This window comes from Mucilaginibacter sp. KACC 22773, from assembly GCF_028736215.1.
Taxonomy (GTDB): domain Bacteria; phylum Bacteroidota; class Bacteroidia; order Sphingobacteriales; family Sphingobacteriaceae; genus Mucilaginibacter.
In genome coordinates this window covers 3,435,168-3,450,319 of the sequence record NZ_CP117883.1, presented here as the reverse complement: position 1 = coordinate 3,450,319, position 15,152 = coordinate 3,435,168, and the positions used below count along the sequence as shown (strand labels likewise).

Sequence of the window (15,152 nt, the reverse complement as noted above, 5' to 3'; positions counted from 1 at the left end):
AAATTATTAAACCATCAACCAACCTAATCCAAAGTCCATGATTGTTTTAAAAATTCGGCTGATTCTCACAAGGGTTATTTTTTTGTTTGCCATATCTTTTTCTATTGTAACAACAGGTTACGCTCAGGCCGTTACCGATTATAAAGCATACGAGGAAAATACTACCGTGCGGGTCGGAAATGTCACCACTGGTGATCAGGTTTTAGCACTTACTAACGGGCAAAAGTCAACAACGCGCACGTATTTGGATGGCCTTGGCCGTACTATTCAAGCCGTTAACATTCAAGCCAGCCCCGTTGGAAAGGACCTGATACAGCCAGCGGCTTATGACGCGACGGGAAATCAACCTTATGAATATCTTCCCTATCCCGGTACCGATGGCACAGGAAGCTTTAGGGCCGCGTCAAATGCGGATTTGCTGACGTTTTATTCCAACGGAACAGGTACAAAGACCGCATCTGATGGTTCCCCTTTTAGTCAGCGCGTATTTGAATCCAGTCCCCTACACCGATTGTTAAAAGAAGGAGCTGTTGGGGACGGGTTCCAACCGACCCAGCATTATACCTCCGCTAATTACCGGCCAAATACTTCTGCCGATAATGTAATACTTTGGGGAGTTGACGGTAGTTATAATAACAACTATTCGGCAAATACGCTATCAGTGAGTGATCTTACAGATGCTGACGGAGCCGAAACGCTTCTTTTTAAGGATATCAACGGGCACACCGTGTTGAAACGGCAGCTAGCCAATCAAACCGTAAACGGGATAACTGAAACCTATTTTGATACCTACTACATTTACAATAATGCAGGACTAATCAGTTATATCGTGCCCCCTAAAGCTGTAGCAATTATGCTTTATACAACGCATAGCTATTTGCTTTCACAAGCAGGTGTTAATAAACTCATTTTTACTTTTGTTTATGATGGAATGGGGCGATTGGTTGAAAAAACTGTCCCTGGGTCAGCAGTATTATACATGGTTTATGATCCGCTCAATCGGCCTGTTCTAATGCAAGACGGAAACTTGCGTAAAACAAATCAGTGGAATTACATCAAATATGATGCGGACGGCAGGGCAGCCAGCCAGGGGATTTATACTGATGCAACCAATACTTCGCGGGTATTAATGCAACAATATGTATCTGGTTTAACTGGCTATGGTACAACGTGGTTTGAAAGCCGCAGCGGTACTGCAATCAATAGCGGTTATTATACTAACAATGTATTTCCTACTGCTAATATCAGCCCGCTGGCGTATGCTTATTTTGATGATTATGACTTAAATCAAGATGCTTCTTATGTTGCTGATTTCAATTACGCAATTCAGGGCCTGACCGGTGAGGCCGCGCAGACAACATACACAAAAGGACTGCCTACGATTATCTGCAAAAGGTCTGTTGGGAGTGGTTTGAGCAATATTTGGCTCACAAGCGTGATTTTTTATGATAAACATGGCAATGTAATACAGGTGCAAAGCAACAACCAGCTTAATTATACCAGTATCACGGCTTTAACCGATTCTAAAACTTATGTGCCGGATTTTACAGGTAAAACAATACAGTCGAAAGTTATAAAAGTAACAGCGGCCGGAACAGCAGGCACCAATACGATATTGACGACCTTTACTTATGATCCCGATAATACCCGTGTCGCTGCTATAGATCAAAAATATAATGCTCAGGCTGTAATTCATATAGCTACTTATGCGTATAATGAGCTAGGCCAACTGGTAAAGAAGAGCCTGGGCCCGAATCCCAATCCGCTACAATCGGTGGACTACAGGTATAATATCAGGGGCCAATTGTTAAGTATTAATAACAGCACACTTACCAATGACAGCGGAACAATCAATTCCAACGGCGAAACTAATGATCTGTTCGGCATGAATTTGCTGTATGATAAGGTAGATGCTAATGTTGGTAATACGGCGTCTTATTCTGGCCGTATCACCGGAATTAAATGGATGGCAAAAAACAATAGTAACGTAAATACAAATGAGCGAAGCTATAAATATACTTATGATCCGCTAAATAGGTTAACCCAATCCGTATATGCGGAACGGTTGTCAGGAAATACAGGTACTTTCAGCTTAAATGCAGATGGTTTTGACGAATCGGGAATTACCTATGATGAAAACGGTAATCTAATCACGTTAAAACGGAATTCATCCACTATCGGCGGGAGTTCCAATAATCAGGTAGACAACCTAACCTATACCTATAGCGCTGCCAACCCCAACCAGTTGCAAAGTGTTACTGACGGATCGGGGGCCAATTACACAGGTTATGGTTTTAGGAACTTAACCGGGAGTACAACAGGCTACGGATATGATATTAGCGGAAATGGCAATTTAACGAATGATTATTATAAAGGGTTGTCGATTGCTTATAACGTTTTAAACCGGACTGATAAGATTACAGTTACTACATCTGCTAACCGCTACATTTATTATACATATGACGCGGTTGGAAAGTTACTCCGGAAACAGCAATATGATAATGGAACGTTAGGGACTACGACAGATTACATAGATGGCTATGTTTATGTAAACAATACACTTTCTTATTTTTCCATGCCTGAAGGGCGGGTAGTTTACGTGAGCGCTACACAGCTAAAACCTGAATACATTATTAGTGACCAGCAAGGCAATGCCAGGTTCGGCTTTCAGGATAATGGGAGTGATGCCATTCAAATAGTACAAGAAAATAGTTATTATGCATTTGGGTTAAATATGGCTGTCAGTACAGTTACAATTCCAACTGTTCCTAATCGGCGCCTGTACAACGGGGGGAGCGAATGGCAAAATGACTATGCGAATTTGCCGGACTACTACCAAACGGGCTACCGCAATTACGATGCTGCACTATCCCGATTTGTAGCTGTTGATCCTAACGCTGAAACAGCCGAAAGCCTTACAAGCTACCAGTATGCGGGAAATAACCCTGTGATGAATAATGACCCTATGGGCAATACGATAAATCAAAATCCCAACGGCCCGTTTATAGTACCTCAACCGCCTCTTCCAGATCCAGACGGACCATCCAATGATCCAAGTTCGTTAAGCGATGATGACCTGTTGGCGGCAGCTCAGGCAGGGGATCCGGCAGCTTTGGAAGCTTATGGAAAGCGGTTTGGTACAACAATTTATCAGGCAGGCAATAGCGTAAGTATCTACAGCCAGCTTGGGTCCTATCACGGATATGATATAAATTTTGCAGCAAACGGAAGCTTCATCAATGCTACCTATGTTGAGGGTAATCAGGGAGCCATTTCAGCAACTCAAAACGGAAATGCCATAGGCGAAGTTAGCCTGCTTACACTATTGTATTTAAATAACATGCTTGATCAAGCTGAACAGGGAGGTGAAATACCTGAGGGATACTCACACGCTTTTGATGCGACCGCCTTGGCTACGGATTTCCATGGGATCACAACAACGCCAATTACAACCTTTATAAAAGATGCCGGCGAAAGTTTTGTTAAATACAATAGAATTGTTGGTGGAGTTGGAGCCGTTGCTAGTTTAGCTACCGTTGGCGTTCATTTGTATAATCACCAGGCAACCTGGAAAGATGGGGTCTCAGGTACACTTGGAGTAGCCAATTTGGTGCTGATAGCAATTCCTGGAATCGGAGAAGCGGCAATTGGACTGGAATTGGGAGTGGCTGCGATAACCTTAGGATGGGATGCCTGGAATGCTTATGAAGAAGCCCATAGTAAAGAGAAATAATTTTTTATATTAGCTCATGAAATTAGATAAAAGAAATATCACTTCAACAATCTCGTATGTTAAAATTTTCGCATTGTTACTGTTTATATATATGTTGTTCGGAGGCTATCTCTCTATTTCACTGGCATCTAAATTTCAGTCTCCACTGTTAGCAGTACTTGGATTCTTTGTTTTTATCGTTGCCCCGCTTGTTTTCAATAAGCCTTTGAGATTAAAGTTTTTAAAGCAAATTAAATTTACGTTCGATGATGAATTTGTTTTATTGGAAATCTTCAACTACAAAACAGAAATGCTTGAAAAACAGCATCATTTTAAATACGAAGATATACAATCCTGCGTTTTAAGCTCCACATCTAAAAAAACTTCGACATTAAAATTGTTTTTTCAGGATTCAACGAAGTTTCAATGCACTTTTGTTAATGAAGAAAAAATAAAAGAAGATACATCGGAAATGGACAGCAATGTAAGCCTTGCTGTTTTTAAGGAAATATATTCCTTCAATAAACAGATTTTGTTAAATCCGCCCTTTTATGCGTCTAAAGGAGGAATTACAGCGTTAATCATTCTAACCGGGTTATTTATAGCCGCTATCGTGATGAATATTATATATTATTCAAAATTTTTACCATTTACCTTAATTATGGGGGCATCATTATATTTGCAAATTATCCTTAGAAGAAAACGAGATATCGAATTATTTGAAAAACTAAAAAAGGAATTATAATAAACAAGAGCCTGTTTAAAATGGATGAATAAAAATGTTATGTTGAAAAGGGGCTGTAAAATAAACTGTGTCAGCCCCTTTTTTAATAAATTATTCGGTTACCTCTTGGATTTGATTTATAAAACATCAAATCGTAGACAATTAAGTATAGAGGATAATGGTTCGAGTCCCGTCCGCCGCACTGATATTGGGAAGAGTTAGCCGAAAACGAATTATTATAATTACATCATCACTAAATTAATTATTGCCTGACGCGCCGCTTGCACCGCGCAAAGTGCCCTGTAGCGTGTTACCCATTTTTATGCAGTGACCCAGGCTACAGTTATTTATGATTACTATTGAAAGCATCCCTGAAAATTTTCCATCCGCTTTTGGTCAGTTTCCACAATTTTAAATACTTGCCCTCATCAATAGTTTTGCCGTCCCTGCCAAATACCCGCCAATTTCCTTCTTCTGTCAGGAACTCGGCGCCGTTTCCATATACATTTATGGTTTGGAAATGAACACCTTTTACTTTTCCTGCTTTGAAGGTATCATCAAAATCTTTTACCAGTGCTTTTTTACCGGCTATCGGAGACATGTTCGGGGCGAACAAAGCCGCATCTTCCGTATATAAATTGACAATAGATTTGTCGGCTCTTGTAAATAGCGCAACATAAAGCTTGTTGTTTTTTTCAATAGATTTCCTGGCGGGATTGCCGGATGCCTGGGCGGCGCAATAATTACAGGCAATAGTATAAGTTAACCCGATTACTGCTGCTAACATGTGTTTTGTTTTCATGGACCTTGGTTGATTAATGGAATAATGACCCAAAGTTATCCGGATACAAGGAGGGTAAATTGTAAAAATCGGAACACTTTAATTCGGAAGCGCGGCGGACAGATCGGTAGAACTTTCAGGAGAAAACCTCGAAGGTGCCGAGCCGGTAAAAAACTTAAAGTCTTTGATAAAATGGGATTGATCGAAATACCCGCATTCGTGTGCAATGGTAGTCAGCGGGATCTCTTTTTCAACGACCATATGCAGGCTTTTTTGAAACCGGGCTATCTTGCTGAAAAGATGAGGACTTAGGCCGGAATACTTCAAAAACACCTTTTGAAGATAACGTGATGAAACGCCATACCGCGAGGCAATAGCGTTGATATTTTCAAAAAAATCATCCTCGGTTAATTCGCGCATGATACTATTGACCAGCGCTGCTTTGCCGAGTTTCCTTTCCGAAAGCGAAAGCCTGGACAGTAAAAACTCTTCCACCAATGCTATACGCCGGTCCAGGCGGCCGGTTTCCATCAGTTTTGCATGCAGCAGCAGCGCGGCCTTGCCGCCGATTTCCGCAAAATCGATGAGCTGATTATTAAATGCTGCTATGCGCTCCTCAAAAAAGAACGCAGCCGTATGGGGGAAAAACCGGATGCCTAACATCTCGTGCCTGCCGCCGGCAGCAAAAGTAAAAGGCAGAATGGTTTGTCCCCATAACTGGATGCCGGGTTGTTTGACCAGCCCGCCGTCCCTGATCTGCTGAAAGCCAAATGTCCCCAAATTGAACATGATTTCCACATGCCCGCTTGCAAACACCTTGTCCTGTGTGAACCCAGCAATATCAGATCCGCACACAAAATAACACTGTATGTAATGCTTCAAAATGCCTTGAGGACGAAATTCTGCATACCGCATCGGTCGTTTGTCGTTTTCTTACCCTAAGTTACGTTTACTTGGTGATATTTTAGGCACCCCATTTAATGTGGATAAGTTTTTTGAACGTTTTAATTTGACTTTGCTAATAATATTAGTATTTTTGTTTTGTCTGAAAAAGAAATTGCAAGGCGAAGCAAGCGGTGCTGCCGAATCAGCACATAAAAATTAAAATACGGTGAAAACACCTATTGTTATTTAAAATAATATGCTATAGCTTTAGAAAATTATTTTTGAGAAATGGAATATTTAACTATAAAGTAAAATCCGGGAGCCTGTAATTGAAGCGGTTTAAAGCCGGAATTGACGGCCCCGGAGATTAATTAGAAAGAAAATTTATTTTTTTAAGCTAACTGCGTACATAAGGAAAAAAAGTCAGATTCGCGAACATAGGCGAATAGTTCCCGGGGGTGAATGCTGATTTAACATAAAAGAAATAGTAAAATAATAATAAGCAATAAAAATAAAACCTAACTTTATTATAATAAATAAGCTTTGAAACGGTTCTTATAACAAAAGAAGTCTACCACTAATACCTGCATAATGTCTAATATTGTTTGCCTAAACGGGCCTGGATTCTCGTTGACCGGGGATTCCTATTTTCCGTCCGTTGCCGTAATTTTTTCGCTCCTTTTTGATACGCCGGCGGATCAGGCTGCTGTCCTGGCCTATGAATGGTACCTGGACGGAGCGCTGGTTGCCGACCAGCGGACAGCGCAGTTCGCGGGCTCACTGAATTGTGGCGGCTACTCCATCGGGGCAAGGGTATTGGGGACGACCGGCTGGTCGGGAATCAAAACCCTGGAATTCAGTACCTGTAAAGTTCCGCTGGACAGCATTATCGCGGGGCCGGCTTCCATTAAAGAAGGGCAATCTGCCACTTACCTGGTATTACTTAACTTCTCTGATGGCTCTGTACTGGATAAAACCGATGGATATGTTTTTACGGCGGACTATGGTGCATTTGACGGCAATAAATTCACGGTTCCTTTAAACAGCATGACGCACGATTCCAGGAATGCAACGATAAGTGCCGCTCAGGCCGGCACGCCAACGCTGAGCAAACTTGTCAATGTGGTTGATACCACACCTGGTATCCTGGAATCATTGATGATCAGCGGGCCAGATAGTGTAAGTGAGGGGGGCAGCGCGGTGTATATCGTAATCGCTTCCTATTCAGATGGGACAACAGTGGATTTCACCGGAGATTACGTGTTCGAATGTCCCGACGGCAGCTTTTTGGGTAACAGCTTTATCGCCGCGAAAAACAGCATTGCCGGTGATACCCGGCAATCAACGATCACCGCTTTCAAAAACGGGGTCAGCCAGCTGACGAAGCAGATCACCATCACCGATGTCTCCCCGGTGCCCGGCGTACTTGTCGTTGATATCTTCGATATCGGCAATATGGATGTGATCGGCCGGATCTCCAGCCCGGCGGTTGCGCAGGGTTCGCTCAATGCCTACACGGGAAAAAATTTTGTTTTAGCGGAGGCCGCCCCGCAAAACGCTTACATCCTGGCATCTGACCTGATCACCCAGGCCGGGAACCGGTTGAGCTGGCGCTTCGAATACAATATACCCAAATTGCTGGCCGAATACCCCAGTCAGCCGGACTTTGAATTTGAGCTCATGGGCAGGGCATCGGCCGCCGGCCAGATCTCGGGCGCTTACGCCTTAAAGAGTCCGGACACGGTAATGGCCATGCAGGGGCAGAGCGGCAGCTATATTCCCACGGTTACCGGGGGCAGCTCTCTCGGGATTGTGTCCTATAACAGCATAGCCGGGCCGGGCGCGACGGGCAGTCATCTACAGGATGACCTGCTATCTATCCTTAAGTTAACGTACCATGTGGCCACCAATATGATTACCGCGGCGACACCGGTATTGCAATCAACGGTCGTTACCGGACCGGATACGGTTAACGAAGGGGGCAGCGCGGCTTACAGTGTAATGGCATCGTACGATAACGGGCTTAAACTCAACCTGACGGCGCAATATGGCTTTACGAGCTCGGATGGAACGTTTTCCGGTGCGACGCTTTCCATTCCGTCTGACGATACAGCCGGGAATTCGCGCACAGCAACGATTACCGCTGCGAAAAACGGGTCGGACTCTCTTTCCAAACAGATCAATATCGTTGATAAATCGACCTATGTATCTATAGTGATATCCGGGCCGGCGATTGTGAAGGAAGGTAGCAGCAATACCTATACAGTGATCGGCAGCTACTCCAACGGCGCACACGATGACATTACAAGCAGTTATACCTTCACGAGTACAGAGGGCGTATTCGCCGGGGCGACTTTGACGATCGCAGGTAATAATACACCGGGAGATGACCGTAATGCCACAATTACTGCGACTAAAGCCGGCTCAGATCCATTGGTCAGGCAGATCAGCATTGTCGACAACAGTACGATCATCCTCCCGGAATTCGATTTTATGGTGGTGAGATATAGTTGGGTACTGGCGGGCGGTGATGACCTGGATATCATGGTCGGTTTCGAAGGTAATAGTACGAATATCGATGGCCAGTATATCGGCTGGGCTAATAATAATGCCAATAATAACCGGACAATCCCCATAGGTACGGTTCCGGAACAGGATGCCAAATTATGGTGGGCCTTTGACAATACCAGCACTGATGGAGTCGAGGGGGTGTTAATCGGGATCAAGAGCTTTATAAATACTTACCCGAACGCTCCTAATATTATCCAGGTAGGCTTATATGCTGTATGGTATGGCTATGCCACTTCGGGGGACTTTAAGCTGGAACTGGCTACCTATAAAGGTGGTACCATGGTGAAAAACGGGACCAATATTGTCAATATGAACGGCTCCGGGGTATCTTCAGATTCAAAAAATCTGAATACCAAGATCTCGAATCACAACTCCAACGTGGCCACATCCTATAAGTTGGGCTTATTGAAATACAATAAGAGCCTACAGGCGGCGACGATCCAGTTTTTATAGGCTTCCTAACCATTAACCAAAGTAATTACAACAAAATATGGCCGATCAGCAAAATAATTTTATTTCCAAATTTGTGCCGAAATCGCATTTTTTTACAGACCCGGCGACGATCAGCCAGACGGCGGAGCAGGCATTCGGCCCGGCTTCTGAATCGGAATTCCGCATCACCAGCAGCTTTAATATCTCCCTGGGCGATAATAAGGTTTACGCGATCTGCCGCGGTGTTGTCCTCGTGCAACCCCAGGCAGGAAGCACCGATAAGGTGAATGTGATCATGCGCCCCTACACGCAACCCATCCAGGGTTTCAATATCAAGTATTTTATATACCGGGGACTCAGCCTTATCGATTTTTTTACCGGTAACCTGGTCAAAGCGGCCGATGGTACGACCTCTGATTTCATCAACAACATCAACGCCAGCTTCCTGGCTTTTCATTCCGGTACGGATCCCGGAGGTGCCGTGCCCGATTTCCTGGCGTCTTACATCGGTTTCGACCCGGCGCATCAAACCCCGGAAATGCTGTTAAGCGATTTGTTTTTCAAACAATCGGAATACGTAGACAACGGCGGTACGAGTGAGGAATCCGGTCTTACAGCTTTTGAGTTGCCCAATGTAGCCATGGGCTCCTCACTGGGAACATTTGCGGCCGGAGAATGCGGCATCGACGTTGTTTTAAATTATGGCGACTATAAATTGCCTGTTCCCAACGACGAATTTGTTTTTGACATGGCCTATGCCCGTGCGCCGAAAGCCTCGATAATGACCTCGGTTACGAACAGTGACGTTCAGAACAAGGTTATTAAAGAGCAGATCTTCCAGTTCCTTGATGTCGCCGCCTACTTTGGCTTTCACGCTATTGATACCGGTACTGTTATTATGAACGTCAGCGGTGCCAAAGTGAACAAAAAAGGGACCGATATTTATGACCTGATGGTGAGTAAGTTCTTTACCAAAAACAGATTATATATATACATCCAGAGTGACCGGACAAGGTCTTATAATTTCTACGGAAATTACGCCATTAGCGACACCAACAGCAACTCGCTTAAAATAGGAATAACTGTAGATAGCCTTGCAGAAAGAACTTATGGGACGAATGGCTGGCCTTTGATCATTGATGAATCTTCGCAAACTCATAGTGAAACTGACAATACACTTTATTTACAGTTTGTCACCGATAATAACGTAAATACCATGTTGTATGGTCAGGTGGCGGAGATATCAAATGCCCAGAGTAATAATTTTTGTGGGCCGGACAGCTTGCGGGTGGAAATTAGCGGGGGGACGCTGACCAATACTTATACAAATGGTATTTCAATTATAAATTCATCGGTCGCGGTGGCTGACGCTAAATTAAATATTTCAACTTTTAACATCTTTTTATATCAAGGTGTAGTCTATACTTATGTTGCTAGCCCTGATGCAAGTCAAACAGGCACCACCCAGAATAAACTGGAGTCCCCAGACTTTTTTGATGATGTGTTCGGTTTAATTAAAGCTGATTCTTTGTTTAAAAACGGAGGACTCAATGATTATTCAGCGATGTCATCGGCAAGGATAAACCTTATCAATCATTATGTCGATAAAAGTCAGCTAGGTATTAGCGCAGTCCAGACAACAATAGTAAGCGACACATTGGACACAGGTCTGGATTTATCTCCTTCTTTGCAGCGGGTTACTTATGTGACAGAAGCTGTTGATATTTTGAATTCTGCAATTTCGGTGACGAATGCATTGACCAATAATACCAACTCCAGCGCATCGGCGTCCGAGGCTGCGTCGGAGGATAAATCATATCATCTGCCGGAACCATATTACTATACACTTACTTATTTTACAGACAGTGGACAAGTTGTAAATGGTGTAGCACTAAAGACCAAGGACGATACAATCCCTAATAAAATTATTCTGGGAATTACCCAAAATGAAAATACCTTGATAAAAGGCCTCATCACTGATGAAATGTCTAATTCCAGGCTGTTTTTATTAGATCTTTTTCAAACAAATTTAACCTCTCCCGAAAATATTATTTTTCAAAAATACCAACTGGCACTTGTTGCAGAGCAGTCCGGTCACTTGAGGATATACATGCCTTCGGAGGATATTTTTATTTATTCATTAGACCGAAATTATCATTTTTCAATAGGCTACAGCCAATATATGCCAAGCCCCAATTATACAACCGAATACTTTATTGTTAATCCTGCATTGTAATGAAAAACGCAATTTTAAAAACTGATGGTACGGCCGTTAATATCGATGGATTTTCTGAGCCGATCGTTTTTGATACCGATGGTTTTTTGGTTCGTTTTTTTGACGCCGCTACATATCGATATCATCAAACCGCCGACTTCAGAGATGAACATAAGGCTCGCGGAGGGTTGGAGGGCTATTATCTTGAACAAGCATTCCTGAAATATATTCAATATTCGCCGATAGACAACGTAAGCATCGAACTTATTTTAACTAAATATAAATACGATTTTTCTAAAATCAGAGCAAATATAGGGGACACGATTACGATAAGCCGTATTGACTATGGGGCACCATACGAATATTATTATCGTGAAAAAAAGTATACATTTAGCCTCGCCGCTGGACCAGACAACAAACGGGTAAAAAATTATAAGAAGGCTGTCTACGAAGATGTAAAGGTTGTCGACTATGAAATCGATGTACCGGCTGGTTTAGCCGGAGAAACTTACGAGAATGACCAGAACCATTCGTTTTACGGTGGATACTTTTTTTGGAAAAATTTTGGTAGCATCGTCAACGGGTGGACAATCAACGACACTGAGAAAAGAAGATTTAAAAAGATCACCACTGCAATAGCCCTGAAGATTAATTATATCATAAGGGAGATCCTTCCTTTAATTGTCGATGCAAATTCCATGAGCGTTATTGATTCGATGGCAAATGATCCTTCTTATAACTTAAATGACCTTACGGACGTTCAGAAGGCCGTATTTATATTAAAGAGAAGTTGGGGCCATTACTACCACCCGGAAAGCTCATTGATTCAGCAAAATAGCTTTGACGCTGTTTTTTCTTCCCCCGCTAATTATACGGAGTATTGGACTTATTATACGGGTCTGGCTAATTTTTACGACGTATGTTACGCGTTGCAGGATGATTTGATGGACCAGGATGAAAGTGAGAAGTTGAATTATTTGATAAGATTTCTCCCGGCTATAAGCATATCAGTCTTTCCGTTTGTTGTTTTAAAATACTTACTGGAAGTAATGTGCAATTATAAAGCACTGGGGTATAAAGACGAAGATTTTATCATCAAGCTGGCAGCGGGCATAACCGTCGCTGATTCCGATGCTTTTTTGGATTTTTTATTGGAAAAACAGGACGGAATCACGACTCGCTTCGAAACTTTATATAAATTACTGGAAGATAATATACTGAGTAGGATGTTGATCCCCAGCTGGCTTATAGAAGAACAAACCTACAGGAAATGTTTTGTTTATGCGGTTTATAGATCCTGGCTGACATCTAAATATAATTTGACCTACCTGCCAACTGGAGCGGTTCCAATTCTGCGGAGTCTGAACCCTATGGCATATTTTATTCAGAATATCAGTCAGTTTAATAGAAATAATGTTCTCACTTTTACAAGTAAGGATTCCACAGACGGGACTACCCCTGTTCATACTGACATAAAATTCTCTTCCACTTTTGATGGCGCAGGTTTGAAAATTAATAAGATAACAGAAACAACCGAATATTTTGAGAGTGAAGGTGTGGCATCGTCTTACACTACGTCGACTCCCGTGTTTTTTGGACGTTTTCATCTTTACCAGGTAATTAGCCTTACTGGTTTTCAGGCAAACCTGGAGTTCTCTATTCCTCAGAAATCAACTATCCCTGCTTTTTTGTTTCATTATGTCCAGGAGTATGATGAGCTTGCTGCATTCGATGCAAAGGTAGCCCTTGGAATAAATATAGCTGTGGAATTGGCGCTGTTCTTTGTTTCAGGTGGATTTGGATTATTGGAGGACCTAAGTTATTTGAGGTATTTTACAAAAGTAGGTCAGGCTTTGGAAGGGGCATTACCAGCAGAAGAAGCTGTTGAAGTATGGCGTGGTTTAGAGGCTGGAAGCCAGGTTGTAAGTTTATCAGCTGCAACGCTAACCCATTTTCAGACTTATTTGCTTTACGACGAACATGATGTAAAGAAACGCGCGATGTTGGAGAAAATACAAAAGGTTTTTTTGAGCATCCTCTTTTTATCAGCAACAGTAGCCGGAGTTACAGGTGCGCAAGCGGTTAAGAGTGCCACTGAAGCTTTGGATTTGCTTCCTTCCGTACCCGCCAACACCCTAACTGACGAGATGGAAGCCTTGTTAAGGCGAATTAAAGGTGATGGGCCCGTGACCACTGCCCAGTTTGGCAACGACCTAAACCATTTGGATTTGCAAGGTGCTACAAATTATATTTTAGCTAAGTATATCCCCTTATCAGACAAGCAACAACTGGCCTTTTGGGAAGCTTTCAAAAGCACGAGTGAAGAAGCCTGGAGAGTGCTTAACCAAGGTGAGGGATTTGCTATTCAAAATTGGCTGTCGTTATTTAATAATGGGATCGATGAAGCTAAAATTATTGATTTTATAACAAACCAGGCATTGGTTGATGCGATATTGCGTTTTTACGATTCAGATAACCTCAAAGATATTTTACAGGTTGTATCATATGATACGAGAGTACAATTTCTGAAGGAATATGGGAGCGTCATTCAATTGGACGATGTAGTTTTTGAACGGATCGCCGAATATCCAAACGGGATCCAGTTGCTTTTCGATGTTTTGAAACCGGCAAGAACCGGAAAAGATATTTATACAAGTGCCAATGCGCTCGAAATATTACGATCCTCGCTGGAAGATGCTGCCGTCGGTACTCTAGTACAAAGAAATAAGTTAGGTATCTGGGATTATGTAACCAAGAATTTTATCAAATTGGTTAAAATCGAAGGTCTTGCGAAAGATGAAGTGATCGAGTTAAGTGAATTGTATGTGGACAGTTTGCCTTTGGCCGGAGATGCTCAAATAGAATTTAAATTATCTAACAGGCTGTTCGTTACCCAGGATATTTATCAGGATGGCCTGTCGATTCAATTAAATATTAAAGAAAATTTTTTTTCAGGTGATGCAGAACGCGAAAATCTGATTTTTAATTCAAGCATTTCGATTAAAAACGACTTCATTGAAACCGACTTTGAAGATTTTGAAATATTCGGAAGAAAAGCGATAGATAACTCCAGTACTCCACGGCCAAGAATAAACGACACAGAATTGAAGTTTGCTCTTAATTTTTTAAAAAAACATTATAACAGGGGCAACAGATTCGATATCACATTTACATCTGTGATTGCACCCTGCACAAGTTGTCAGCGCTATCTGCAAGCCTTAGTGCTACAGGCTAAATTAGACGGAAAAATTTTGAATATTAAATTTATTGCTCATCCGGATGTTAATAGCATCAAGGATATAACAAGATTATAAATCGACAAAAAATCTATTATGGATATCAAATATTTAACACTATTAAATAACAATCGTTCCGTTACAAATCAAGGATCTGGTTTTGTTAAAACATTAGGGCCAATAACTGAAGCGGAAATTCTCAGTTTAGAAGCTAAATATAACAACGGGCATACCTTTCCGGCTGCTCTCCGGGAACTACTCTTTCTTGCAGGCAACTATTGTTATGTATTGGATTACGGTTTAAGTGATACCCAGGAAGAGTTGCAACAGTATGCCAGGAGAAACCTTACTGCGTTCGGTCGTACATTTAGTATAGAACGTCCTTTTTATGTTATTGACGTGTACGGTGGGTCCGACCAGTTCGTGTTCGTGTATCTCGATCAGGGACAAGATCCCATGACCTATCAAGCGGTGTTGTATAAACAGCCGGCGAGCGAAGGTTTCTGGATCCGTGAATTAGACATTAATTTATCTAAGTATATCGAGTCGGGAATAAAAAAGATATTAAGTGGAATAAATCCATTCTGATTAAAATC

Annotated in this window: 8 protein-coding genes; 6 read left to right on the top strand and 2 right to left on the bottom strand. The window is 42.2% G+C overall.

Going from position 1 to position 15,152, the window contains the following annotated elements; all coding sequences use genetic code 11:
* Window positions 1–37: 37 nt before the first annotated feature.
* Window positions 38–3,733, top strand: coding sequence for a DUF6443 domain-containing protein (locus tag PQ469_RS14390; protein WP_274213587.1), 3,696 nt, complete (start codon window positions 38–40; stop codon window positions 3,731–3,733).
* 16 nt (window positions 3,734–3,749) lie between these two features.
* On the top strand, window positions 3,750–4,457 hold the full coding sequence (locus PQ469_RS14385) for a hypothetical protein (protein WP_274213586.1): 708 nt from the start codon (window positions 3,750–3,752) through the stop codon (window positions 4,455–4,457).
* A gap of 322 nt (window positions 4,458–4,779) precedes the next feature.
* Here PQ469_RS14385 and PQ469_RS14380 read toward each other — a convergent pair whose 3' ends face one another.
* Together PQ469_RS14380 and PQ469_RS14375 are read right to left on the bottom strand one after the other, a co-directional pair.
* Entirely contained in the window at window positions 4,780–5,238 is a 459-nt protein-coding gene (locus PQ469_RS14380; protein ID WP_274213585.1) for a YybH family protein, read from the bottom strand.
* 78 nt (window positions 5,239–5,316) lie between these two features.
* Window positions 5,317–6,099 carry a helix-turn-helix domain-containing protein gene (locus tag PQ469_RS14375; RefSeq protein ID WP_274213584.1) on the bottom strand — a complete coding sequence of 261 codons (783 nt, stop codon included), beginning with the start codon at window positions 6,097–6,099 and terminating at the stop codon, window positions 5,317–5,319.
* A 594-nt stretch (window positions 6,100–6,693) separates the two neighbouring features.
* Here PQ469_RS14375 and PQ469_RS14370 point away from each other — a divergent pair.
* The 4 genes from PQ469_RS14370 to PQ469_RS14355 are packed head-to-tail and all read left to right on the top strand — an operon-like array spanning window position 6,694 to window position 15,144.
* Window positions 6,694–9,126 (top strand): hypothetical protein, encoded by a 2,433-nt coding sequence (locus PQ469_RS14370; protein WP_274213583.1) that lies wholly within the window; start codon window positions 6,694–6,696, stop codon window positions 9,124–9,126.
* A 37-nt stretch (window positions 9,127–9,163) separates the two neighbouring features.
* Window positions 9,164–11,341 (top strand): hypothetical protein, encoded by a 2,178-nt coding sequence (locus PQ469_RS14365; RefSeq protein WP_274213582.1) that lies wholly within the window; start codon window positions 9,164–9,166, stop codon window positions 11,339–11,341.
* Window positions 11,341–14,634: a hypothetical protein gene (locus PQ469_RS14360; RefSeq protein ID WP_274213581.1), complete on the top strand. Its 3,294-nt coding sequence runs from the start codon at window positions 11,341–11,343 to the stop codon at window positions 14,632–14,634. The genes PQ469_RS14365 and PQ469_RS14360 overlap by 1 nt, the downstream gene beginning before the upstream one ends.
* Before the next feature lie 18 nt (window positions 14,635–14,652).
* Entirely contained in the window at window positions 14,653–15,144 is a 492-nt protein-coding gene (locus tag PQ469_RS14355; protein WP_274213580.1) for an SMI1/KNR4 family protein, read from the top strand.
* The last annotated feature ends 8 nt before the right edge of the window (window positions 15,145–15,152 follow it).